Genomic DNA, 22192 nt, shown 5'->3' with positions numbered 1-22192 from the left:
TTTGGGAGTATGGCAGAGGGGAATGAGAATTGCGTGAAGGGGGCGTACGGTGGGTACGCAACACCTTGGCGGAAGTGAGCTTTTCCGCCCGGAACAAGGCGCGCAGCGCCGCCGGGCGAGCGCCTGCCCGCCCGCACGGGCTGGCGCTTTCGAGAGGGTAATGCTCCCTTGAGAACTCGTACGGACGCGGCTGGGATAAACTGCCCCACGCAAGCGTTGCAGCGCCACCCCGCGGGCAGGCGCCCGCCCGGCTGGGTCGCAATGATTTGAAAATCAACGCCCGATATCCGGCGTACTGACGGGGCGGGCTGGTCTATGCTCCGCCCATGATGTTTGACCTGCCTGATTCCCGCACGCTTTACCAAGCGTTGCTAGACCGTGATGCCGCCTATGAAGGGCGCGCCTATGTCGGTGTGACTTCCACCGGCATCTTCTGCCGGCTGACTTGCCCGGCGCGCAAACCGAAGTATGAGAACTGCCGGTTTTTTGCCACGCCGGGCGAGTGCATCGAGGCGGGCTTTCGCGCCTGCAAGCGCTGCAAGCCCTTGGCGGCGGCGGCCGGCGATGACCCGATGGTGCAGGACCTGCTGGCGCGGCTGGAGGAACGCCCCGCCTACCGCTGGGGTGAGGGTGATCTGCTGCGGCTGGGGCTGGATGCCTCCACCGTGCGGCGCGCCTTCAAGCGGCATTTCGGCATGACCTTCCTGGAGATGGCGCGGCAGCGCCGCTTGCGTGAGGGGTTCACAGCGCTGAAAGCCGGCGAGCCGGTGATTGCGGCGCAGATTGATGCCGGTTTTGAGAGCGCCAGTGCCTTCCGCGCGGCATTCGCGAAACTGGTGGGGATTGCACCGGGGGCGTTCCGCAAGGATGCGCTGCTGCTGGCGGATTGGATCGACACGCCCTTGGGGGCGATGATTGCGATCAGCTGCGCCCATCAGCTGCACCTGCTGGAATTTGCCGACCGCAAGGCGCTGCCGCGGGAGGTGGCCAAGCTGCAAAAGGCGCAGCCCGGCGGATTGGGCTTTGGCCGTCCCGCACCGACCGCGCAGATTGCAGAGGAGCTGCGCCACTTCTTTGCCGGTGAGGGCGCGGATTTCCGGACCCCGCTGGCGCTGCACGGCACCGCGTTCGAGCGCGAGGTCTGGCGCTATCTGCTGACCATCCCGGCAGGCGAGACCCGCAGCTATTCGCAGATCGCGCGGGAGCTGGGCCGGGCCTCCGCCACCCGGGCGGTGGCGCGGGCCAACGGCTCCAACCAGCTGGCGCTGGTGGTGCCCTGCCACCGGGTGCTGTCGGCGGATGGATCGCTGACCGGCTATGGCGGCGGCTTGTGGCGTAAGCAGCGGCTTATTGAAATTGAAACAGGCTACAGACAGAGGATTTCAGCATGACATATTCCGAGCGCGCCAAGGCATTTGCGGCGCTGCACCAGCCGGGTGATCCGGTGGTGCTTTACAACATCTGGGATGCGGGCAGCGCCAAGGCGATTACCGGGGCAGGGGCCAAGGCGCTGGCGACCGGCAGCTTCCCGGTGGCGGCGGCGCAGGGGTTCCCGGATGGCGAACAGGTGCCGCTGGAGTTTGTGCTGGGCAATGCGGAGCGCATCATTGCGGCCACAGATCTGCCGGTGACGATTGACTTCGAAGGCGGATACGCGCGCGAGCCGGAACAGCTGACCGCCAATGTGAAACGGCTGGCAGAGACCGGCGCGGTGGGGCTGAACTTTGAAGATCAGGTGGTCGGTGGCGAGGGCTTTTACAGCATCGAGGAGCAGGCGCGGCGGGTGGCTGCGGTGCGGGCGGCCCATGCGGACATCTTTGTGAATGCGCGTACAGATCTGTTTCTGAAGGAAAAGGATGCCGCCAAACACGCCGTCCTGCTCGGCGAAGCGCTGGAGCGCGCGGCGGCTTATGCCGAGGCTGGCGGCAACGGGTTCTTTGTGCCGGGGCTGAGTGATCCCGATCTGATTGCGCGGGTCTGCGAGGGCTGTTCGCTGCCGGTCAACACGATGATGCGCGGCATCACGCTGGAGACCGCGCGGCAGGCCGGTGTGGCACGCTGCAGCTATGGTCCGATTCCGCACGCCAAGCTGATGCAGGTGCTGGCGGAGCATTTCCAGGCGCTGGAATAAGCCCTTAGGGCCAGGTCCTTACATCGTTTCCAGGCAGTGGCGGCGGAAGGCGCGCTTCAGCATGTCGAGCTCAGCGCGCAGCAATTCGACTTCAGCGCGCAGGTCGTCGGCCACTGCCTCCCCTGCGATCAGGGTGAAATCGCCCAGCCGGGTGCTGTCTGCGGCATCAAAGATCACAAAGGTCTGCACCCCGTCGGCCACAGCCTCTGGCGGCACCGGCACGGCCACCAGCCAGTCGCGCTCTGCCGTGCCTTCCGTCAGGATCACGTTTTCGACCGGTTGATCCTGAAACATCACGGTGATGTCCGGCTTGGCACCGCTGACCGGGGCATTGCCGATCTTGCCTTCCCAGATACCGTTGCGGAAGCGGATTTTGGTCAGTGTCAGGTCGCTCATGTCAAATCCCTCATGGGGCTGGCTCCTCAGATCGCCGCGCGGCGGTGGCGCGAGAACGTCAGGTCGCGCAGGATCACCTGGTTCAGGTCCGGCGCCTCAAAGATCAGGTCGAGCCAGATCTTCTCGATCCGCTTTTCGTTCAGCTTGGAATAGGCCAGGTCGAACTCCACCACGATGTTCTTTTCCTCCTGCGGCAGCTCGCGCACCAGCTGTTCGGTGTTGGGGCCGTGCTGGATGTTGAGCCGGGCGAAGATCTCAATCGGCTTTTCGGATTCGATGATGCTGTCGATGCGCAGAAGGTGCTGGCGGGTGATGCCCTGCACAGCCTCCGGCGGCAGGTCGATCACCAGCGACAGGAAGGAGCCGTCGAATTTGAACACATCCATGCGCAGGCCGAAGGGGGCGAGGTCTTCCTCGCGGGTATTCCGGAGCTGGCGCAGGGTCAGTTCGGAGAAGGCGCAGTCGTGAAACAGCTGCACCTCATCGCCCAGCCGGGCCTTGGGCGGCACCGAGGCGAGGCCGCGTTCCGGCAGCGGACCGCGCCACATTTCCGGGCGCCAGGACCAGTCGGTGCCATGCGGGCGCGGAAAGAAGGAGGAGCCGATCTGCGGCAGCGCCAGGCGGCCGTCGGCGGTGTGGATGAGCCGGTCCAGATGGGTGCGCAACTGGCGGGCCTGGTTGCGCTGGCGGCGCAGTTCCGACAGCGGCGCGCGCGAGGACTCCTCAGCCGCGGCGCGCCAGCGGCGCAGGCTGCGCAGGTGAAGCAACCGGTCCATGATCCTGCCCATCGTGCTCTCTCTCGCCTGTTATTGGGTCTTCTTTGCCCGTGCTGCCCCGCTGCGGGGCTGGCGGCAGTGTAACCGCGCAGGCCTATTGAAATAAACCGGCAATCCGCTGGCTGAGCCTGCGTTTTTTGCGCGGCTCCGGGATGGCTTCTGCGTTCTGCGCCAGCATCTGCACCGGGCGGGGCTGCGGGCGCAGGCCGGGTGCGGGTACTGCGGCGGCCGGGCGCGGCGTCGCCGCCGCGGTCTCCAGCGACGGCAGGGTGGAGGCCTCCAGCGTGCGGTGGGTCATTTCGTTCAAGAGCGCGGCTCCTTGGCTGCCAAGCGCCCGGCTGCCTTCAGGCGCGTAAAGCGCCAGCGCGACAAGGTGGCGGTCCAGCACGAATGCACCGCGCCAGTGCACCGGGCTGGCGCCGTCGGCGACAGCGCCGGGGAACTCCAGCTTGACCAGCGGCAAGAGCTGATCCTCGCTGGTTTCCAGAACTTTGGCGTCCGGGAACATGGCGGCGATGTCAGCCGTCTGCGGTGCGGCGGCACCAGCTTTGGCGGGGCCAACCGACGCGGTGAGCACCGCCGACTTTTTGGCGCCGAACCAGTTCTGGCGGCCCATCCGGCTGCAATGTGCGAGGAGAGCAAAACCGCCGTCCTTGTCCGGCTGGCTGCTGCGGCGGTCAAAGCAATAGGCATCGGGTGCGGCCAGCAGCACATCACCGCCGCCAAAGGACATCACCTGAACCCCGGCCTGCGGCGCCTGGCTTGCGGTGCGGGAGGCAAAGGGCATGCCTTGGGGGGACGGGCTGCATCCCGCCAGAGCGAGGGCTGCGAGCACAATCGCCGCCGCCGCGCCGCACCGCATGGGCGCCTTTCCGCCGGGCGCGGCAAAAGGCACGGATTTCCCGTTGCTTGTTCTGGTCACTGCTGGTCCTGCCGGTCTTGTTTTTTGCAGGAATCATTACGGAGCAGGGGGCGGGGCGGCAAGCCTGAACCGCCACCAGGCGTGCCTGCCTTGCCTTGGCGTTGCAGCAATGCATAACGTGGGCCGGATTGCCGCCGGCTCCTGATGCGGCGCGGAGGACCTATGCACGACTGGCACAGCTACAGAGCGCATGAGGCGATGGTGCGCTTTGCCCGGCAACAGCCGGCGCTGTGGCGCCTGATGCTGGGGCTGGTGCTGGTGGCCTCGGTCAGCTTTGCCCTGACGGCGGCGCTGCAGGTGATCCTGGCCGGGCTGTTTCCGGGCGATTGGCTGCAGGGGCTGGCGGATGGCAGCACGCCGGGCGCGATGCTGGTGCTGCTGGGCAGCTTTGCCTTTCTGTCGCTGGGCGTGGCGATGGCGGCGCGGCTGTTCCACCAGCGCGGCTTTGCCACCGTGACCGGCCATCTGCGTCCGCTGGTGCATCAGTTCGGACGGGTCAGCCTGTACCTGCTGGGCCTCAGCCTGCTGCTGATGGCCTTGCCGCCCTATGACATGGGGCCGCCGATGACCCAGAACCTGCCGTTCTGGACCTGGCTGGGCATTCTGCCGCTTTCTATCGTTGCAGTGCTGGTGCAGACCGGATCGGAGGAAATCCTGTTCCGCGGCTATATCCAGCAGGCGCTGGCAGCGCGGTTCCGTCATCCTGCGGTCTGGCTGCTGGTGCCCTCGGCGCTGTTTGCGCTGGGCCACTACCTGCCGGCAGAGGCCGGGGGCAATGCGCTGGTGATCACCGTCTGGGCCGGGCTATTTGGGGTGCTGATGGCGGACCTGACGGCACGGGCCGGCACGTTGGGACCCGCGATGGCGGTGCATTTCTTCAACAACGTCACGGCGCTGCTGCTGTTCGGCTCGCCCACCAGCCTGAACGGGCTGGCGCTCTATCTGATCCCCTTTGATCTGGCGGACGTGCAGGCGCTGCGGCCATGGATGGCGGTGGATTTCCTTCTGATGGGTGTCAGCTGGCTCTGCGCAAGGCTTGCCATACGCCGCTGATTGCAATTGCGGCAAATGCGCCTTATCTGGGGGACAAACCGCGCCCCCGGAGAGGCAAGCAATATGAACTGGATCACCAACTACGTCCGGCCCAAGATCAACTCGATCTTTTCGCGCCGCGAAGTGCCCGAGAACCTTTGGCAGAAATGCGATGAATGCGGCACCATGCTGTTTCACCGCGAGCTGAGCGACAATCAGAACGTCTGCACCAGCTGCGGCCATCACATGAACATCACCCCGCGCGACCGTTTCACCGCGCTGTTCGACGGCGGTGTGTTCACCGAGGTCGCGGTGCCGGAGCCGCTGGCCGATCCCTTGAAGTTCAAGGATCAGAAAAAATATCCCGAGCGGATCAAGGCGGCACAGAAGAAGACCGGCGAGAAAGACGCGATGCTGGTGGCCGCCGGTGAGATTGGCCGCACGCCGATCATCGCTGCCGCGCAGGACTTCTCCTATATGGGCGGCTCGATGGGCATGTATGTGGGCAACGCGATCATCGCCGCCGCTGAGGAAGCCGTGAAGCTGGGCCGCCCGCTGGTGCTGTTCTCGGCGGCTGGCGGCGCGCGGATGCAGGAAGGCATCCTGTCGCTGATGCAGATGCCGCGCACCACTGTTGCGGTGGAGATGCTGAAAGAAGCGGGGCTGCCCTATATCGTGGTGCTGACCCATCCGACCACCGGCGGCGTCACCGCGTCTTATGCGATGCTGGGCGATGTGCATATCGCCGAGCCGAACGCGCTCATCTGCTTTGCCGGCCCGCGGGTGATCGAGCAGACCATCCGCGAGAAGCTGCCGGACGGCTTCCAGCGCGCCGAGTACCTGCTGGATCACGGCATGCTGGACCGGGTGACCCCGCGCACCGAAATGCGCGAAGAGCTGATCACCATTATCCGCATGCTGATGGGCCTGCCGCCGCAGGTGGCGGGCGATCTGCCCGCGCCGGAAGCGGAAGAGGCGCCCAAGGCCGCAAACGCGCCGGCGGATGGCGCAGTCAGCGAAGAAGCTGCCGAGTAACTTCGATTAAATACCTATGCCTGGCCGAAGGCCGGGCAGCGCCCGTCCCGCCCCCCACGGGGCGGGCGCTTCGCTTCCACCCCGCCGGGACGGGCGCTGCCCTTTGCGTTTGAGGCAAGCCGGCTGAACAGGACCCAGGCTGATGACCCAGACCTCCGACGCGATCCTCGCCCGCATGATGGCGCTGCACCCCAAGATCATCGACCTGACGCTGGACCGGGTCTGGCGGCTGCTGGCCGCACTGGACAACCCGCAGGAAAACCTGCCGCCGGTGATCCACCTGGCGGGCACCAACGGCAAGGGCTCCACCCAGGCGATGATCCGGGCAGGGCTTGAGGGCATGGGCAAGAGCGTGCACGCCTATACCTCGCCGCATCTGGCGCGCTTCCATGAGCGGATCCGGCTGGCGGGCGAGCTGATCTCGGAGCAGCATCTGACCGAAGTGCTGGACGAGTGCTATGCCAGGAACGGCGGCGAGAACATCACCTATTTCGAGATCACCACGGTGGCGGGGCTCTTGGCGTTTTCGCGCACGCCTGCGGATTATACCCTGCTGGAGGTTGGCCTGGGCGGACGCCTGGACGCCACCAACGTGATCACGCCGGAGGTTTCGGTGATCACCCCGATCTCGATCGACCACGAGCAGTTTCTGGGCAACACGCTGGCCAAGATCGCAGGCGAAAAGGCGGGCATCATCAAGCGCGGCGTGCCGGTTGTGGTCGGCCCGCAGCCCGAGGAGGCGATGGAAGTGATCGAAGCCACCGCTGCCCGTCTCGGTGCGCCGCTGATCGCCTATGGCCAGCATTGGCATGTTTACGAAGAACGCGGCCGGCTGGTGTTCCAGGATGAAAACGGCCTGCTGGATCTGCCGCTGCCCGCGCTTTTGGGTGCGCATCAGATCCAGAACGCCGGTGCTGCGCTGGCGGCTCTGCGCCATCTGGGCGCGGATGAGGCCGCCTGCGAGGCGGCCATGGTGAACGCCGAATGGCCCGCCCGGATGCAGAAACTGAAAACCGGCCCGCTGATCGCGGCGGCACCGAAGGCGGAGCTGTGGCTGGACGGCGGCCACAACGCCGCGGCGGGCGTGGCGCTGGCGGATGTGCTGGCGAAACTGCCGGCGCGCCCCACGCATCTGATCTGCGGCATGCTGAACACCAAGGACGTGAGCGGCTACATGGCCCCGCTGGCGCCGCATGTGGCAAGCCTGACCGCGATTTCGATTCCCGATGAGATCAACACGCTGAGCGCCGAAGAAACCGAGGCCGCGGCTAAATCCGTGGGCATCGAGGCTGGCACGGCGGAGAGCACCCTGGCGGCGCTGCAGGCGATCACCGCCAAGGATCCGCAGGCGCGGGTGCTGATTTGCGGTTCGCTCTATCTGGCGGGCCATATCCTGCGCGAAAACGGCTGAATTACCCCGGGGCGGGGGAGCTCTCCCGCCCGGTTTCGATCTGAAGATCTCATCCCCTTGGGCACGGCGCCGCTGGCGCGGCGCGGCCTGCTGCTTCTTTCTGGTTTGAAGTACTCCGGGGGTGAGGCCAAAGGCCGAGGGGGCAGCGCCCCCTTCTTCCCTCCGCCCCCTAGTCCAGAACGTAGTCCACGGGTTCCAGCCTGGGCGGCGCCTCGCGGCCCAGAGCGTTGCAGACCGAAATTTCCATCACCCGGCACATGGCGCTGAGCGGTACTGAGTTGGCCTGCTTGCGGAACGGGTGTTCCAGCTCATGGGTGACCTCGGCCAGGCCGAAGAACACATAGGCCACAACCGCGGCGACCAGCGGCTCGAACCAGCCGGCGCTGTCCAGGAGGGCGAAGGGCAGCAGCAGGCAGTAGAGATAGGTGGTGCGCCAGACCAGCAGCGAATAGACGAAGGGCAGGGGCGTTGTCAGCAGCCGCTCGTTCCCGGCCTGGGCGGTGGGGAATGCTGCCAGGCGTTCGGCCAGGGCGCGCTGGCCGAAGCCGTCGATGCGGCCGTCCTCCGCCATCTCGCGCAGGCGGGTGGCGATGTCCCGCAAGGCCGCGTTGGGGCCGTTTGGGTCTCGCATCAGCGTCTCTGCCGCCTCCGGCCCGACCCAATGCTCCACCGTCTCCCGCACCTCATCGCCGCGCAGCTGGGCGCGGTGCAGGTGGTGAAAGGCGAGGATGCGGGTCAGGATGAAGTCCTCGTCGGGGCCTTTGCCCGCGAAGATCCGCAGCTCCTGCGCCAGGCTGCGCACGTCAGAGACCATGCGGCCCCAGATCCGCCGCGCCTCCCACCAGCGGTCATAGGCAGCGTTGTTGCGGAAGCTGAGGAACAGCGACAGCGACAGGCCAAAGACTCCCATCGCGGCGATGGAAATCTGCGGCATCGCAAGGACGTAGCGGTCCAGCACCAGCACCAAGAGCGCCCAGAGCGCAGCGCCGATGATATTGGGCAGGATGCGCGGCACCACCGATCCGTTCAGGATCAGGAAGATCTCCCGCCGCCGGGGTGTGTCGCGCACGATCATGGGGTTTCGCTGCCCCAGTCCTTGTCCTGCATCTCGCGCAGGCGGGAGGCGGTGCGTTCAAATTCAAAGGTGCCCTCGCCCTCGACATAGAGCATTTCGGGCTGTGCCGCGGCGGAGCAGATCAGCCGCACCTTGGCCTCGTACAAGGCGTCGATCAGAGTGACGAAGCGCTTGGCCTCGTTGAAGTTGTTGCGCGACAGGCGGGGAATGTCCTCCAGCAGCAGCACCTTCACCTTGTCGGCAATGACTAGATAGTCGCCCGGCCCCAGCATCTTGCCGCAGAGGTCATAAAAGCTGGCGCGCGCCACGCCGTTGCGGAAGGCGGGCAGGGTGACCTCGCGGCCGGTCACCTCCAGCGTCAGCGGCTGTGCCGCGCCGCCGCCGGTGAGATCCTGCCAGATCTCCCGCATCCGGGCGCGGGATTCGGCATTTGACGGTGTGAAATAGACCGGCGCGCCAGTCAGCCGGTGCTGGCGGTAGTCGGTCTTGCTGACCATCTCATGCACCGCCATATGCTCCTTGATCAGGTCGATGAAAGGCAGGAACAGCTGCCGGTTCAGGCCGTCCTTGTAAAGGTCATCCGGCACCCGGTTGGAGGTGGTGATCACGGTGACTCCGGCGGCAAACAGCGCCTCGAACAAGCGTCCGACGATCATTGCATCGGTAATGTCAGTGATCTGCATCTCGTCAAAGGCCAGAAGGCGCACGGACTCCGCCACCTCTGCCGCTGCCGGAGCCAGCGCGTCCTCGACACCGTCCTGGCGGGCCTGATGCATCCTGGCGTGGATTTCCTGCATGAAGGCATGGAAATGCACCCGCCGTGAGGGGATACCGCCGAGGCTGTCGACAAACAGATCCATCAGCATCGACTTGCCGCGCCCGACCCCGCCCCAGAGATAAAGCCCCTGGACCGGTTCATATTCCGCCTTGCGGAAGAAGCCGCGTTTCACCGGCGGCGCCATCAGGCCTTCGGCGATGCGGTCGAAATGAGGAAGGACGGCTTCCTGGGCCGGGTCGGGCTTCAATTCGCCCGCGTCGATTTTCTGCCGGTAAAGCGCGCTCAAATGGGTCATGGGAAAGGGATAGCGCGGGGCGCGGGGGATGGGAAGCGGGGAGCGTTGCCTTTGCAACGGGAGTGCTGGTTAATAGGTCTTGCCGAGCATTCATTGCCTGCATCACGTCTGTAGATCAAATGGCCGCTTGAGAGTGGTTTAGGGCTGGTACAAGAAAGTTATGAGAAGACAATATATTGCCCGGAAGACAGTGGCCTTGGCTGTTTTGGCGGCAGTGGCTTCGCTGCAATTGCCGCAAATAGTCATTGCTTCAGAAGGGCGGCTTTCGCGGCTAGCAGCCTCTCCCCTGTTGCAGCACATGACAGAAAGGGGGGATTGGATTGCGCGTGTTTCAACCGAAGCTATCAACTACACCTGTCTGACTTGTGAGGGCCCAGTGAAGGCGAAGTTGGAGGTTTTTGCACCCTATGGTCCTGGCTCGCATGTATCAGTTTGGCAAAGGTACCTTGCGGAGCGAAAGCAGTTCTGCGCTGATTTGGTTGCTTCACGAGAAGGACACTGCGTGTCGACTGAGCCAAAGAAATTGCGTGGCGGCGCATTGACAGGCTTCAGATCAATACATGAAACGGACGTGCTTCGTGTGATTTCAATTGGCCTGTTCTATAATGGGTATGGTTCTGGTCCCGAGCTCATCCATACAACGATCCAGATGGGCAATGGAGTAGAGCTGGAACAGGATCCTAGCTCTATGTTCTTGGAACACATGGCTTGGCCGACGGTTTGGTATTGAACGCGCAAGGGCAAGATCAGCCACTGTCACATCAAAATTTCTTAATGATGCGCTCAAAAATCCTGATTTGACCGCCTGGCAAATTTCCCTGAGAGTTTCGCAGCTTATCAGGAGAGAGCCTATGGACCGTTCCGCGCCGCTGTTTACCCCCGTTCTGATCGTCGGCTGCATCATCATCATGGTGAGCTTTGCGGTGCGCGCCTCCTTCGGCGTCTTTCAGATCCCGATTGCGGATGAATTCGGCTGGCTGCGGTCGGAATTCTCCTTGGCGATTGCCATTCAGAACCTCGCCTGGGGCATCGGGCAGCCGATTTTCGGCGCCATCGCCGAAAAGATCGGCGACCGCAAGGCGATCATCATGGGCGCCATCGTCTATGCCGCCGGTCTGGTGCTGAGCGCGGCGTCGACCACGCCGTTTGAGATGCAGGCTTATGAATGGCTGGTGGGCTTTGGCATTGCCGGCACCGGGTTCGGCGTGGTGCTGGCGGTTGTCGGGCGGGCCAGTTCCGACGAGAACCGCTCAATGTCCTTGGCGATTGTCACCGCGGCAGGCTCTGCCGGGCAGATTTTTGGCGCGCCGACGGCGGAGTGGCTGTTGGGCTTCTTGCCCTGGCAGACGATTTTCCTGCTGTTTGCGGGCGTTGTGCTGGCGCTGATTGCGCTGCTGCCGCTGATGCGGGCGCCGGAGGCCGCCAGCAAGGCGGAGCTGGAGGAGAGCATGGGCGCGATCCTGAAAAAGGCGTTCAAGGATCCCTCATACACGCTGATCTTCCTGGGCTTTTTCAGCTGCGGCTATCAGCTGGCCTTTGTCACCGCGCATTTCCCGGCCTTTGTCACCGAGATGTGCGGGCCGATCCTGCCGGGCGGGGCGCTGCATTCAATCGGCATCACCACCACCTCGGCACTGGGCGCGGCAGCGATTTCGCTCATTGGCGCGGCCAATGTGGGCGGCACGCTGCTGGCGGGTTATCTGGGCAAGCGCTATTCCAAGAAATACCTGCTGGCGGCGATTTACACCGGGCGGACGATTGCGGCGGCGGCGTTTATCATGTTCCCGATCACGCCGCTGAGCGTCATCATCTTCTCGGTCGCGATGGGGTCGCTGTGGCTGGCGACGGTGCCGCTGACCTCGGGTCTGGTCGCGCATATCTATGGTTTGCGCTACATGGGCACGCTTTACGGCATCGTGTTTTTCAGCCATCAGCTGGGCAGCTTCCTGGGCGTGTGGCTGGGCGGTCGGATGTATGACGCCTATGGCGATTACACCTTTGTCTGGTGGATTGGCGTGGCGGTCGGTGCGTTCAGCGCGATTGTGCATTTGCCGGTCAAGGAACGCCCGCTGAGTGCGGTAGTCCCCGCGGCGGCGTAACAAATGCGGCCCGCCTAAGGCGGGCCGTTGCTATGGGTATTTGTGACCAGAAAGAAGCGGGGCCGGGGATGTTTTGTCAGGCCCTGGCCTTCCACTTTTGCAGGATGTGATGGCTGGTCATCAGGTCCATATGGGCTCCGCCGCCGTTCTTGAACAGGGTGATCCGGGCGGGGTCATAGGCCGGGAACTGGCCGAGGCTGTAGTAATCCGCCAGCACATCGCTGCGCTGGATGGTGCCGGCGGCCAGCGGGATCTTGAACTCGCCGATGTGGTCCAGGGTGGTGTCAAAACTGTCGCAATAGATCTGCGCGCGCTTGAGCGCCTCGTCATCGGCCTCGCGCATGTCGGGGCGGTAGGCGCCGATCAGGTTGAGGTGCTGTCCGGGACGGAGCCAGTCGCCTTTGATCACTGGGTTTGACGACATGGTGCAGGTGATGATGATATCGGCGGCGCGCACCGCCGGTTCCAGATCGGGCGCGTGTTTGGTGCCGGGGTACTGGGCGCAGAGTTCTTCGGCCTTGGAACCGGTGCGGTTCCAGACGCGGATCTGCGCCTGCGGGAAGCCTGCGCCGAAGGCCTCGATCAAAGAGCCGCCAACTGTGCCAGCGCCGACGATCAGCACCTCCCGTGCGTCCGGGTTGGCCAGCCGCAGGGCACCCAGCAGGCTGTCGCCTGCGGTCTTCCATTTGGTGACCAAGTGGAAGTCGACAAGGGCTTCAAGGGTGCCGTCGGCATCGGAGTAGAGGCAGACAGAGCCGTTGATCATCGGTTTTCCGGCGTCGGGGTTGCGGGGGAAGATGTTGGCGGTTTTTACCGCCAGCCCCAGCCCGTCGATCCAGGCGGAGCGGCTGAGCAGCGTGTCCGGGTCGCGGTAGAGGAAAGTATCGCCGATCTCTGCCTTGGGCAAATCGTGGCTGGCGGCCAGCGCCTCGGCAAAGCTGACCCAATCGAGCAGCGCCTCGCCCTCTTCAAAGCTGATGAACGGGATGGTCATGGGCCTGTTGTCCTTTTTTTGCGGGCCTTCTCAGGCGGCGTCTTGGTCTGTCAACAACCCTGCCTGAACCAGCCGCGCTGCGAAAGGCGCGGGGGCGGTGAACAGATGGGTCTGCCAGCCGCGTGCTTTGGCGGCTTCGATGTTTTCCGGGCGGTCGTCGGTGAACAGCAGCCGGTCCGGCGCCACCCCGGTTTCGCGTTCCAGGATGGCATAGATTTCCGGTTCCGGCTTGATCGTTTCCAGATGCGCAGAGACAAATGTGCGGTCAAAGCCCTGCAGGAAGGGGTAGGCGGCGCAGGCGGTTTCGAAGGTTTCCGCGCCGAAGTTGCTGAGGGCGAAAACTGGCGTGCCCTTGGCCTGCAGCATCTGCATCAGGCGGACGGAATGGGGGATCTCTCGGGGCACCATCTGCAACCAGTAATCGTGCCACCAGCGGATTTCCTCAGACCAGTCCGGGTGCTGCTCTGCCAGCGCATAGACGCTGCCGCGGAAGGGGTGGCCGCGGTCGACGTTCAGGTTCATTTCGTGCAGCGGCACCTGATCGAACAGCTGCTGGCGGCGGGCGGCGCCGATGCGGCTGTCGTAGAAGCGTTCCGGCTCCCACTCGATCAGCACACGGCCAATGTCGAAGACGACGGCCTCAATGGGCATCGCGGTCATCCTTCTGCGCGCGGGCGGGGCCGCGGGGCGGGGCGGTTGCGGCGGGTCTCGCGCCAGACGGAGACAAGGCCGGAGGCGATGATCAGCGCGCTGCCAAGCCAGACCTGCAAGTCGGGCCATTCGTTGAAGATCAGCACGCCCCAGAGGACCGACATCGGCATGGCGATGTATTCAAATGGGGCCGCCAGCGCAGCCTCGTTCATGCGGTAGGCCTGGCTGACCAGATAGCCGCCGGCGGAACCAGCAATGCCGACACCGATCAGGTAGGGCCAGTCTTCGGGCGCGGGCCAGATCCAGGCGCGCAGGATGAAGTCGAAGGCGGGGCTGTCGCCGGTGGCAAAGCGTCCGTCGCCAAAGATAAGCCCGGCCAGGGCGCTGAGCACCAGAAAGCCCAGCATCGGGTAGAAGGCGAGCGTCGCCCCGGCCTCGGACCCGCCGGCGCGGCGGGTCAGCACGTGCAGGGTGGCATAGCCGCAGGCGCCCAGCAGCGGCAGGACGGCGGCGGGCTGGAACGTGCCGGCGCCGGGGCGCATGATGATCAGCACGCCGAGAAAACCCGCAAACACCGCGCCCCAGCGCCAGGGGCCGGGGCGTTCACCCAGAAACAGCGCCGACAGGGTGGTGACGATGAGGGGCGTGGCAAAGGCGATGGCGACGGCTTCGGCCAGCGGCATCAGGGTGAGGCCGGTGAAGAAGCAGATGTTGGCGAAGAACACCACCAGGCAGCGCAACAGGTGCAGCTTGGGCTGGTGGGTGCGCAACAGGTGGTAGCCGCCTTCCAGCGGCATGATGAGGGCGAGCATCACCGCGACCGCGATGACGGATCGGAACAGCACCATTTCATAAAGCGGGTAGTCGCCCGACAGGAACTTGAAGATCATGTCGATGACGGAAAAAGCGATGCCCGCCCCGGCCGCGGCAAACAGGCCGGGGACGCTGACCTTCATCTCTGCGCTCATGCCGTTGCTCTCCCGTCTCCTGCCCTTGATCAGTGGCGGATTTGATCTGGCCGGGCAATGGGCGGGGGCGGAAAAATGCAATTTTTCCGGGCAAAATTCCGGGGCGAAATTTTTGCGGCAGAACGCTGGGGTTTGGAGATTGGGGAGGGGGTGGATTTCTTGCTGAGAAGCGGTTCAGGGTCAGGTCTGCCCCTGAACGCGCCTGATCCAGTGTGTCGGCTTGATCCCGCGTCAAGGCCAAGCCGTGCTAAAGCACGGTTCGCTGGCGCGGAGCCTTGACCCGGGAGCTGGCCTGCGGGCGCGTGTATTTGCGTTTGCGAACAGAGGGATCACGCAATGTCATTGGGCACGGCGGGCAGCGGCGCCTAGGTTTGGCTGCAAACCAGCACATGAGGCGGCCATGATCACCTGCTACATCACTTATGAAATTCATCCCGATAGGATTGAGGCCTTTGAGGTCTACGCCAAGGCCTGGATCCCGCTGGTGGAACGCTTTGGCGGCACCCATCACGGCTATTTCCTGCCGCACGAAAGCGCCAATGATCTGGCGGTGGCGCTGTTTTCCTTCCCGTCGCTGGCGGCCTATGAGGACTATCGCGCCAGGAGCTTTGAGGATGAGGATTGCCTGGCGGCGTTCCGGTTCGCCCGGGAGAACGGCATTGTCCGGCGCTATGACCGGACCTTTCTGCGCCCTGTTCTGGAAGGGGATCTGGCGCCGCTGAAGGCCGCGATGGCTTAGCGGTCTGCTTTGGCGGCGCGCAGTTCGCGCTCCAGCGCGTCCAGGAAGCGGGAGCGGTCGGCCTTGGTGAAGCCCTTGCCGCTGCCGCCGGCGCCCAGCGGGTTGGCGGCGCGCAGGTCGGCCATCAGGTCGCGCATCGCCAGCTGTTGGCCGATGTTGGCTTCCGTGAACCGCTCTCCGTTGTGGCGCAGCACGCGGGCGCCAGCCTCGATGCATTTGGCGGCAAGGGGGATGTCACCCGTCACCACCACATCACCCGGCCCGCAGCGGTCTGCGATCCACATGTCGGCCACATCAGCGCCTTCTGCCACGATCACGGTTTCCACCAGCGGGTTCTGCGAAGGCCGCAGCCCGCCGTTGGAGACCACAAACATGCGCAACCCGTGGCGGGTGGCGACCCGCTCGGCCTCCTGCTTCACGGGGCAGGCGTCAGCGTCGATGTAAAGCGCGGTCACTCCGCGGCCTTCTTCTCGGCCGCAGGGGCTTTCTCCGCCTTGGCCTCGGGTTTGGCCTTGGCCTTGCGGGCGGGTTTCCTGACCTTGAACTCTTCCGGGATCGGCATCCGGTTGAAGGCGTCGAGACCCGCGATCTTGTAGGCCTCGGCCAGGGTCGGGTAGTTGAAGGTGTTCTGCACGAAGTAGTCCACCGTGCCCTTGAGGTTCAGCACCGCCTGGGCAATGTGGATCAGCTCGGTCGCGCCTTCGCCGACTATCTGCACGCCCAGCACCCGGCGGGTTTTCAGCGAGAACAGCATCTTGAGCATGCCGTGCTCTAGCCCCATGATGTGGCCGCGCGAGGTTTCGCGGAAGCGGGCGACGCCGACCTCGTAAGGGATGCCGCGCTCTTTCAGCTCTTCCTCGGACATGCCGCAGGTGGACATTTCCGGCACCGAGTAGATGCCATAGGGGTACCAGGGGCTTTCTGGCAGCGTCGGGGTTTCCAGCGCGTGGCAGGCGGCGACGCGGCCCTGCTGCAGCGAAGTGGAGGCGAGCGACGGGTGGCCGATCACATCGCCCGCGGCATAGATATGCGGCACCTCGGTCTGGTAGGTCTTGCGGTCCACGCTGAGGCGGCCGCGGTGGTCGGTCTTGAGGCCAACAGCCTCGAGGTTCAGGGCGGAGGTGGCGCCCATCCGTCCGGCCGCAAAGAGCAGCATTTCAGAACGCACATGGCGGCCGTTTTCGAGGATCACCTCAACATGCTCGCCACGGTCCTCGATGCTTTCGACCGCGGAGCCAAGCCGCAGGTCGACGCCGTTTTCGCGGATCTGGTGGGTGAAGTCCTGGATCAGAGTCTTGTCGATGAAGTCGAGGAAGGTCTCGCGCGGTTCAATCAGGGTGACGCGCACGTCCAGAGCCGAGAACATGGTGGCATATTCCACCCCGATCACGCCGGCGCCGATCACGGTGAGGGAGCGCGGGATCTCGGCCATCTCCAGGAATTCGTCGCCGTCGACCACGGTCTTGCCGTTGAAGGGCACATACTCCGGGCGGTAGGTCTTGGTGCCGGTGGAGATCAGGAATTTCTCTGCCGTCAGCCGGGTGGTCTCGCCCGCCTCGGTGGCGACCTCGACCTCGTTCGGGCCGATGAATTTCGCCAGTCCCAGCAGCGTGTCCACGTGGTTGCGGTTGAACTGGTGCTCCAGCACGTCGACCTCGTAATCGAGGGTCATGTGCAGGCGCGCCTTCAGGTCGTTTGCTTCGATCTGGTCCTTCACCCGGTAGGAGCGGCCGTAGAATGAGCGTTCGCGCCAGCCGGAGAGGTTCAGCACGGTTTCGCGCAGGGTCTTTGATGGGATGGTGCCGGTGTGCACCGACACGCCGCCCAGCCGGTCCTTGCGGTCGATCACCAGCACCCGGCGGTGCAGTTTGCCCGCCTGGATGGCGGCGGCGCGGCCCGAGGGGCCGGAGCCGATGATGATCAGGTCATAATCAAAGTCTTCACTCATGGCCGCGTCCTTTGTCTTTTAGTTCTGGTACAGCGCGTCGGCGTGGAAGGAGACATGCTCCTCCATGAAAGTCGACACGAAGAAATAGCTGTGGTCATAGCCCGGCTGCATCCGCAGGGTGGCCTGCTGGCGGCGTTCGGCAACGGCGTGGGCCAGCGCCTCGGGCTTCAGGAGGTCGATGAACTGGTCGGAGGTGCCGGTGTCGATCAGGACCGGGCCGTCAAAGCCCTTTTCCCGCATCAAGAGGGTGGCGTCATGCTTGGCCCAGGCGGCTTCATCGTCGCCCAGGTAGGCGCTCAGCTGCTTGCGGCCCCAGTCCGATGCGGTCGGGTTGGAAATCGGCGCAAAGGCGGAGACCGACTTGTAGCGGCCCGGCAGGTTCATCGCCAGCGTCAGCGCGCCGTGGCCGCCCATGGAGTGGCCGGTGATCGCCTGGCGGTCCAGGTCGATGGCGAATTTTTCACCCAAGAGTGCTGGCAGCTCCTCGGCCACATAGTCCCACATGCGGAAATGCGGCGCCCAGGGGTTCTGGGTGGCGTTCACATAGAAGCCCGCGCCCTGGCCCAGGTCATAGGCGTCATCATCGGCCACGCCTTCGCCGCGGGGGCTGGTGTCGGGGAAGACAATGGCGATGCCCTGCTCGGCGCACCAGGCCTGGGCGCCTGCCTTGGTCATGGCGTTTTCATGGGTGCAGGTGAGGCCCGAGAGGTACCACAGCACCGGCACCGGGCCGTCCTTGGCCTCCTCCGGCAGGAACAGGCCGAATGTCATGTCGCCGCCGGTGGCGCTGCTGGCGTGTTTGTAGACGCCCTGGGTGCCGCCAAAGGCGCGGTTCTCGGAAACGGTTTCCATGGGTGAGGCTCCTCAAAATCTGTTAGCCCTACCGCTACCTGCTGATGGCCTCAGGGTCCAGCGGATGGGCGGCAGCAATGCCGGTTTTTGCGGCACAAGGATTGCGAATTCGCAAACAATCGGGGCTTTGGCCGCCGGGAGGATGCCGCAGTTGCGCAAGGGGGTGCTGGACAGCCGGTGCGAAAACCGGGACAGTCCGCCGCCAAGGCAAGAGGGAGGCACAGGGCCATGAGCGATTTTCTGAGACTGACACCGGAGGCCGCGGAGGCGGAGGTGGAGCGTCCGGCACCGGAGAAGGTGCTGGCGGGTGATCCGGTCTTCACCACCTGGAACGCGGAGGAGCGGGACGGGCTGTACTGCGGCATCTGGCAGTCGACACCGGGCAAGTGGCGGATTTCCTATGACGAGTGGGAATACTGCCGGATCCTGGAGGGCCGGTCGGTGATCACCAGCGATGACGGCACCGCGTATCCGCTGGCGGCAGGCGACAGCTTCATCCTGCGCCCCGGTTTCAGCGGCACCTGGGAGGTGATCGAGACCACCCGCAAGGATTATGTGATCCGGCTGTAGGGGCCGCGGGTCAGGAGACCCAGGCGATCACCGCCGGCACGGTGACAATCGACACCACGGTGGAGATGAAAATGGCGGCGGAGGCCCGGTGCGGGGCCACGCCGTAATGCTGCGCCAGCATGTAGACATTGCCGGCCACCGGCAGGGAGGCGGCAGCGATGGCGACTGCGGCGGAGAACGGTGCTGCCGGGACCAGCCACAGCACGGCGATTGCGACACAGGCCGGGTGCAGCACCAGCTTGGCAAAGCTGAGCCAGCCGGAGATGTGCACTCGCTCCGCCGATTTCGAGGCCAGCGAGGCACCGATAGCAAAGAGGGCTCCGGGGGTGGCGGCGCCGCCGAGGATGGTGAGGAAATTGTTTGCGGGTTCCGGGATCGGCAGCGCCGATGCCGACCAGGCAAGGCCCGCCACGATGGACAGTATCATCGGATTTTTCAGCAGGCCCAGCCCCACCAGCCGGAGCGTGGCAAGACCAAGCCCCTGGCCGCGGCCCGCGTTGATCAGGATCACGATCAGCGAGGAGAACACCACCAGATCGACGCTGAGCACCACCATCATCGGCGCCGCCGAGGCCGGGCCGAACAGGATCGCCATCATTGGCAGGCCGAGGAAGCCTACATTGCCGATCGCCGCGCATTGCGCCTCCACCGCGGCGGTGGGCACGTCCAGGCCGCGGGCCATGGCGACAGCTGTCACCAGCAGGTAGATCGCCAGCGTGCCCGCCAAATAGCCGAGGATCAGTGTGGGATCGAAGACCTCGGCAAAGGAGAGGTTGGCGGCAAAGCCGAAGATCATCGCCGACAGCGGGAAGTAGAACACAAAGCGGGTGAGATAGGCGGTGGCTTCCTCGGTGAAAAACCGGCTGCGCCCGGCCCAGTAGCCGAGGCCGATGATTGCAAAGAAGGGCAGGGTGCGGAAGAAGATCTCGGCCATGAAGGATTGGTAACAAGACCTGACCAATTGGCAAAGTCTGTTTTTTGGGCAGGCTTGGGACGAGCAGATCTTGATAGGGCAGGGGCGTGCTCCCGCCTGTTCAGCGGCAATCTGAAGAATGCCCTTCACAGTTGAGCGTGGCCCTGTGCTGCGCTCAGGGCAGGGGTTGTGCTGAGATGCGCTCTAAGGGCAGGTGTGCCCTGAGAGCGCCTGGTCAATTGTGATATCGTCCAAGACAGCCTCAAGGGTAAACCGCGCTGGCGCGCGGCGGCTGTGCCGCCCTTGACCCTGCCTTGGCCAAGCGGAGCAGCTCGCAGCGCTTCTAACCGCTGCCGATCAGCGCGCCGGCGCCCAGCACCAGCGCACCGCCCAGCACCACCTGCATAGTGGCGCGCCAGAACGGGGTTTCCATGAACTTGTTCTGGATCCAGGCGATGGCCCAGAGCTCCACAAAGACGATCAGCAGCGCCAGGGTGGTGGCGGTCCAGAATTCCGGGATCAGATAGGGCAGGGCGTGGCCGAGGCCGCCGACGGTGGTCATGATGCCGGAGGCCAGCCCGCGTTTGACAGGGGAGCCGCGGCCAGAGAGCTCGCCGTCGTCGGAGGCCGCTTCGGTGAAGCCCATTGAGATGCCCGCCCCGACCGAGGCCGCCATGCCAACCAGGAAGGTGGTCCAGGTGTCCTGGGTGGCAAAGGCGGTGGCGAAGATCGGCGCCAGGGTGGAGACCGAGCCGTCCATCAGCCCGGCCAGTCCCGGCTGCACCCAGGTCAGCACGAACTGGCGGTGGGCGGCGCGGTCCTCGTCCGCGCGGGTGTCTTCGTCCAGATGGGCCTCCTGCAACTCGCCCGCACGGGCCTGGTGCCCTGCCTCCGCCGCGGCGAGGTCGCCCAGCAGTTTGCGTGTGGCAGCATCCTGCGTGCGGGCGGCGGCGTGGGTGTAAAACCGTTCGGCATCGCGCTCCATCGCGCGGGCCTCGTCGCGGATGCGGTCGAGGCTCAGGTTCTCCATCAGCCAGATGGGGCGGCGGGCGTAGTATCCCGCCACATGCTCGCGCCGGATCAGCGGGATTGCGGGGCCGAACCGGCTTTCGTGCAGGGCAATCAGTTGGGCGCGGTGCTCGTCTTCCTCCGCGGCCATCCCGTCAAACAGTGCCGCAGAGGCGGGATATTCGCTGCGCAGCCGCTCGGCATAGCCGCGGTAGATGCGCGCATCGTCTTCCTCGGAGGATATTGCCAGGGCCAGAACCTCTTGCCCGGTCAGGTCCGTAAACCGTTTGCGCTGGGTGAAAAAACGCATCTGCCGCCCCACAATTTAGAATAATTCTAAACATAACGGTTCCGCGAGGGAGCGCAAGATGATGCGGGTTCTGCTGTTGCAATGGGGCGGCGCAGGCTACATTAGGCCCAGACCCCTACGCAGCCATTGGAGCCCGCATGAACCAGCAAGCCAGCGTCCTGCGCACCGGCCGCAAATTCGATCAGGTCCTGGACGGCGCGCGCGAGGTGTTCCTGGCGGACGGGTTCGAAGGCGCCAGCGTCGACAAGATTGCCAAGGCGGCGGGGGTCTCCAAGGCGACGCTCTACAGCTATTTCCCTGACAAGCGGGTCTTGTTCATGGAGGTGGTGCGGTCAGCCTGCGTGCAGCAGGCGGATGCTTCGCTGGATCTGGCGCCCGGCAGCTGCGGGCCGCGGGACGTGCTGCGGGCAGCGGCGGAGCGGGTGCACGGGGTGCTGCTGGGCGGTTTCAGCCTGCAGCTGTTCCGCATCTTCGTGGCTGAGGCCGACCGGTTCCCGGAGCTGGGGCCGATGTTCTACGAAAGCGGTCCGATGGTGCTGCACGGGGAGATCCAGGCCTATATGGAGGCTGCGGCGGCGCGGGGCGAGCTAAAGATCGAAGATGCTGATCTTGCCGCGGCGCAGTTCATCGAGCTGTGCAAGGCGGATGTGTTCCTGCGGTTCCTGTTCAAGATCGACACCGAGTTCACCGAGGCTGAGCGCGAGCGGGTGATCAGCGGCGCGATCGACACCTTCATGGCGCGGTTCGGGGCCTGACTTGCCGCCCCGTGACAGGGGCTGCTGTCCTGTTAGTGTGTGGTGAAGCTGTTGGGGGTGCTGCGGTAGGTCTCGTGGCAGCTGAGACAGCTTTGCATCAGGCCGGGCAGGGTGCGGCGCAGGGCGGGCAGCGAGCGGGTGCTGAGGTTGCGGGCCGCGGCCTCTGCGGTTCCGGCGCGGGTCTTGAAATCCTTCCAGCTGTGCCAGATCAGCGGCCGCGCGTTGGAGCGCGCATCCAGCCGCGGTTTCTTGAAATGCTTGCGAATGCTGCCGGTGGATTTGATCAGCTGGCGCTGGGCGCTGCGCGCCTTGTCCCGGTCGAAGACGATGCGTCCGGCCATCATCCCGGTGAGCACATCCATCGCCGCTTTCTGCCCTGTCATCAGGGCCATCCGCCGGGTCACATGTTTGCTGAGACCGCTGTCTGCCGTGACCGGGGCGGTCACGCCTGCGGCCAGAGCGGCGAGGATCACGAGGAAGGCGAGCCCCTTGAGACGGCGCAGGGTCATTGCGCAGCGCCCCTGCGGATTGACC

At 64.8% G+C, this 22192-nt stretch carries 23 protein-coding genes; 9 read left to right on the top strand and 14 right to left on the bottom strand.

What is annotated here, in order from left to right:
• The first annotated feature begins 326 nt into the window (after positions 1–326).
• A complete protein-coding gene (locus GC1_RS12305) occupies positions 327–1391 on the top strand; it encodes a bifunctional transcriptional activator/DNA repair enzyme AdaA (RefSeq protein WP_019294984.1) in 1065 nt (354 codons plus the stop codon).
• On the top strand, positions 1388–2131 hold the full coding sequence (locus GC1_RS12300) for an isocitrate lyase/PEP mutase family protein (protein WP_019294983.1): 744 nt from the start codon (positions 1388–1390) through the stop codon (positions 2129–2131). The genes GC1_RS12305 and GC1_RS12300 overlap by 4 nt, the downstream gene beginning before the upstream one ends.
• A gap of 18 nt (positions 2132–2149) precedes the next feature.
• Here the strand turns inward: GC1_RS12300 and GC1_RS12295 are convergent, their stop codons facing one another.
• From GC1_RS12295 to GC1_RS12285, 3 genes are all read right to left on the bottom strand, one after another.
• A complete protein-coding gene (locus tag GC1_RS12295) occupies positions 2150–2527 on the bottom strand; it encodes a hypothetical protein (protein ID WP_019294982.1) in 378 nt (125 codons plus the stop codon).
• A gap of 26 nt (positions 2528–2553) precedes the next feature.
• Complete coding sequence (locus GC1_RS12290; protein ID WP_019294981.1) at positions 2554–3315, bottom strand: DUF6478 family protein; 762 nt, start codon at positions 3313–3315, stop codon at positions 2554–2556.
• An 82-nt stretch (positions 3316–3397) separates the two neighbouring features.
• On the bottom strand, positions 3398–4165 hold the full coding sequence (locus GC1_RS12285; protein ID WP_019294980.1) for a hypothetical protein: 768 nt from the start codon (positions 4163–4165) through the stop codon (positions 3398–3400).
• Between the two features lie 222 nt (positions 4166–4387).
• Here GC1_RS12285 and GC1_RS12280 point away from each other — a divergent pair, with 222 nt between their 5' ends.
• The 3 genes from GC1_RS12280 (at position 4388) to GC1_RS12270 (ending at position 7703) form a co-directional block, all read left to right on the top strand.
• Positions 4388–5278, top strand: a complete 891-nt coding sequence (locus tag GC1_RS12280; RefSeq protein WP_019294979.1) for a CPBP family intramembrane glutamic endopeptidase — start codon at positions 4388–4390, stop codon at positions 5276–5278.
• 63 nt (positions 5279–5341) lie between these two features.
• Positions 5342–6292: an acetyl-CoA carboxylase, carboxyltransferase subunit beta gene (gene accD, locus GC1_RS12275; protein WP_019294978.1), complete on the top strand. Its 951-nt coding sequence runs from the start codon at positions 5342–5344 to the stop codon at positions 6290–6292.
• A gap of 142 nt (positions 6293–6434) precedes the next feature.
• Positions 6435–7703 (top strand): bifunctional folylpolyglutamate synthase/dihydrofolate synthase, encoded by a 1269-nt coding sequence (locus GC1_RS12270; protein WP_019294576.1) that lies wholly within the window; start codon positions 6435–6437, stop codon positions 7701–7703.
• A gap of 169 nt (positions 7704–7872) precedes the next feature.
• On the opposite strand, the gene GC1_RS12265 is transcribed toward GC1_RS12270, so the two are convergent.
• Positions 7873–8778 carry a bestrophin family protein gene (locus tag GC1_RS12265; protein ID WP_019294575.1) on the bottom strand — a complete coding sequence of 302 codons (906 nt, stop codon included), beginning with the start codon at positions 8776–8778 and terminating at the stop codon, positions 7873–7875.
• Positions 8775–9851, bottom strand: coding sequence for a cell division protein ZapE (gene zapE, locus GC1_RS12260; protein ID WP_029204644.1), 1077 nt, complete (start codon positions 9849–9851; stop codon positions 8775–8777). Before zapE ends, GC1_RS12265 begins: the two co-directional genes overlap by 4 nt.
• 851 nt (positions 9852–10702) lie before the next feature.
• On the opposite strand from zapE, the gene GC1_RS12255 reads away from it, so the two are divergent.
• Entirely contained in the window at positions 10703–11950 is a 1248-nt protein-coding gene (locus GC1_RS12255) for an MFS transporter (RefSeq protein ID WP_019294573.1), read from the top strand.
• Positions 11951–12026: 76 nt separating this feature from the next.
• Here GC1_RS12255 and GC1_RS12250 read toward each other — a convergent pair whose 3' ends face one another.
• Genes GC1_RS12250 through GC1_RS12240 form a run of 3 tightly spaced genes read right to left on the bottom strand, consistent with a single transcriptional unit; the run spans position 12027 to position 14563 of the window.
• Positions 12027–12944: an ornithine cyclodeaminase family protein gene (locus tag GC1_RS12250; RefSeq protein WP_019294572.1), complete on the bottom strand. Its 918-nt coding sequence runs from the start codon at positions 12942–12944 to the stop codon at positions 12027–12029.
• A 30-nt stretch (positions 12945–12974) separates the two neighbouring features.
• A complete protein-coding gene (locus GC1_RS12245; RefSeq protein WP_029204643.1) occupies positions 12975–13595 on the bottom strand; it encodes an HAD family hydrolase in 621 nt (206 codons plus the stop codon).
• Positions 13596–13600: 5 nt separating this feature from the next.
• The gene (locus tag GC1_RS12240) at positions 13601–14563 is read right to left on the bottom strand and encodes a DMT family transporter (RefSeq protein ID WP_019294570.1); all 963 of its coding nucleotides are present in this window, start codon (positions 14561–14563) and stop codon (positions 13601–13603) included.
• A 400-nt stretch (positions 14564–14963) separates the two neighbouring features.
• Here GC1_RS12240 and GC1_RS12235 point away from each other — a divergent pair, with 400 nt between their 5' ends.
• Positions 14964–15302 (top strand): NIPSNAP family protein, encoded by a 339-nt coding sequence (locus tag GC1_RS12235; protein ID WP_019294569.1) that lies wholly within the window; start codon positions 14964–14966, stop codon positions 15300–15302.
• Here GC1_RS12235 and GC1_RS12230 read toward each other — a convergent pair.
• Genes GC1_RS12230 through fghA form a run of 3 tightly spaced genes read right to left on the bottom strand, consistent with a single transcriptional unit; the run spans position 15299 to position 18102 of the window.
• Positions 15299–15757, bottom strand: a complete 459-nt coding sequence (locus GC1_RS12230) for a YaiI/YqxD family protein (protein ID WP_019294568.1) — start codon at positions 15755–15757, stop codon at positions 15299–15301. The genes GC1_RS12235 and GC1_RS12230 overlap by 4 nt on opposite strands.
• Entirely contained in the window at positions 15754–17250 is a 1497-nt protein-coding gene (sthA, locus tag GC1_RS12225; RefSeq protein WP_019294567.1) for a Si-specific NAD(P)(+) transhydrogenase, read from the bottom strand. Before sthA ends, GC1_RS12230 begins: the two co-directional genes overlap by 4 nt.
• Positions 17251–17268: 18 nt before the next feature.
• On the bottom strand, positions 17269–18102 hold the full coding sequence (gene fghA / locus GC1_RS12220) for an S-formylglutathione hydrolase (protein WP_019294566.1): 834 nt from the start codon (positions 18100–18102) through the stop codon (positions 17269–17271).
• A gap of 228 nt (positions 18103–18330) precedes the next feature.
• On the opposite strand from fghA, the gene GC1_RS12215 reads away from it, so the two are divergent.
• The gene (locus tag GC1_RS12215) at positions 18331–18672 is read left to right on the top strand and encodes a cupin domain-containing protein (RefSeq protein ID WP_019294565.1); all 342 of its coding nucleotides are present in this window, start codon (positions 18331–18333) and stop codon (positions 18670–18672) included.
• Positions 18673–18682: 10 nt separating this feature from the next.
• On the opposite strand, the gene GC1_RS12210 is transcribed toward GC1_RS12215, so the two are convergent.
• On the bottom strand, positions 18683–19606 hold the full coding sequence (locus tag GC1_RS12210) for an AEC family transporter (RefSeq protein ID WP_019294564.1): 924 nt from the start codon (positions 19604–19606) through the stop codon (positions 18683–18685).
• 322 nt (positions 19607–19928) lie between these two features.
• Positions 19929–20903 (bottom strand): iron exporter MbfA, encoded by a 975-nt coding sequence (gene mbfA, locus GC1_RS12205; protein WP_019294563.1) that lies wholly within the window; start codon positions 20901–20903, stop codon positions 19929–19931.
• A 137-nt stretch (positions 20904–21040) separates the two neighbouring features.
• Between mbfA and GC1_RS12200 the strand changes: the two genes are divergently transcribed.
• Positions 21041–21658, top strand: coding sequence for a TetR/AcrR family transcriptional regulator (locus GC1_RS12200; RefSeq protein WP_019294562.1), 618 nt, complete (start codon positions 21041–21043; stop codon positions 21656–21658).
• 32 nt (positions 21659–21690) lie between these two features.
• On the opposite strand, the gene GC1_RS12195 is transcribed toward GC1_RS12200, so the two are convergent.
• Positions 21691–22167 (bottom strand): c-type cytochrome, encoded by a 477-nt coding sequence (locus GC1_RS12195; RefSeq protein ID WP_029204642.1) that lies wholly within the window; start codon positions 22165–22167, stop codon positions 21691–21693.
• Positions 22168–22192: the final 25 nt, after the last annotated feature.

The sequence above is a fragment of the Leisingera sp. ANG1 genome (genome assembly GCF_000203975.2).
GTDB lineage: Bacteria > Pseudomonadota > Alphaproteobacteria > Rhodobacterales > Rhodobacteraceae > Leisingera.
The sequence above is the reverse complement of the archived record's forward strand: the minus strand, read 5'-3'. Positions and strand labels throughout refer to the sequence as shown.

Bases quoted from the DNA above. Each gene is read 5' to 3' on its own strand.
- GC1_RS12305 (WP_019294984.1), top strand. From the start codon at position 327: ATGATGTTTGACCTGCCTGATTCCCGCACGCTTTACCAAGCGTTGCTA.
- GC1_RS12300 (WP_019294983.1), top strand. From the start codon at position 1,388: ATGACATATTCCGAGCGCGCCAAGGCATTTGCGGCGCTGCACCAGCCG.
- GC1_RS12295 (WP_019294982.1), bottom strand. From the start codon at position 2,527: ATGAGCGACCTGACACTGACCAAAATCCGCTTCCGCAACGGTATCTGG.
- GC1_RS12290 (WP_019294981.1), bottom strand. From the start codon at position 3,315: ATGGGCAGGATCATGGACCGGTTGCTTCACCTGCGCAGCCTGCGCCGC.
- GC1_RS12285 (WP_019294980.1), bottom strand. From the start codon at position 4,165: ATGCGGTGCGGCGCGGCGGCGGCGATTGTGCTCGCAGCCCTCGCTCTG.
- GC1_RS12280 (WP_019294979.1), top strand. From the start codon at position 4,388: ATGCACGACTGGCACAGCTACAGAGCGCATGAGGCGATGGTGCGCTTT.
- accD (WP_019294978.1), top strand. From the start codon at position 5,342: ATGAACTGGATCACCAACTACGTCCGGCCCAAGATCAACTCGATCTTT.
- GC1_RS12270 (WP_019294576.1), top strand. From the start codon at position 6,435: ATGACCCAGACCTCCGACGCGATCCTCGCCCGCATGATGGCGCTGCAC.
- GC1_RS12265 (WP_019294575.1), bottom strand. From the start codon at position 8,778: ATGATCGTGCGCGACACACCCCGGCGGCGGGAGATCTTCCTGATCCTG.
- zapE (WP_029204644.1), bottom strand. From the start codon at position 9,851: ATGACCCATTTGAGCGCGCTTTACCGGCAGAAAATCGACGCGGGCGAA.
- GC1_RS12255 (WP_019294573.1), top strand. From the start codon at position 10,703: ATGGACCGTTCCGCGCCGCTGTTTACCCCCGTTCTGATCGTCGGCTGC.
- GC1_RS12250 (WP_019294572.1), bottom strand. From the start codon at position 12,944: ATGACCATCCCGTTCATCAGCTTTGAAGAGGGCGAGGCGCTGCTCGAT.
- GC1_RS12245 (WP_029204643.1), bottom strand. From the start codon at position 13,595: ATGCCCATTGAGGCCGTCGTCTTCGACATTGGCCGTGTGCTGATCGAG.
- GC1_RS12240 (WP_019294570.1), bottom strand. From the start codon at position 14,563: ATGAGCGCAGAGATGAAGGTCAGCGTCCCCGGCCTGTTTGCCGCGGCC.
- GC1_RS12235 (WP_019294569.1), top strand. From the start codon at position 14,964: ATGATCACCTGCTACATCACTTATGAAATTCATCCCGATAGGATTGAG.
- sthA (WP_019294567.1), bottom strand. From the start codon at position 17,250: ATGAGTGAAGACTTTGATTATGACCTGATCATCATCGGCTCCGGCCCC.
- fghA (WP_019294566.1), bottom strand. From the start codon at position 18,102: ATGGAAACCGTTTCCGAGAACCGCGCCTTTGGCGGCACCCAGGGCGTC.
- GC1_RS12215 (WP_019294565.1), top strand. From the start codon at position 18,331: ATGAGCGATTTTCTGAGACTGACACCGGAGGCCGCGGAGGCGGAGGTG.
- GC1_RS12210 (WP_019294564.1), bottom strand. From the start codon at position 19,606: ATGGCCGAGATCTTCTTCCGCACCCTGCCCTTCTTTGCAATCATCGGC.
- mbfA (WP_019294563.1), bottom strand. From the start codon at position 20,903: ATGCGTTTTTTCACCCAGCGCAAACGGTTTACGGACCTGACCGGGCAA.
- GC1_RS12200 (WP_019294562.1), top strand. From the start codon at position 21,041: ATGAACCAGCAAGCCAGCGTCCTGCGCACCGGCCGCAAATTCGATCAG.
- GC1_RS12195 (WP_029204642.1), bottom strand. From the start codon at position 22,167: ATGACCCTGCGCCGTCTCAAGGGGCTCGCCTTCCTCGTGATCCTCGCC.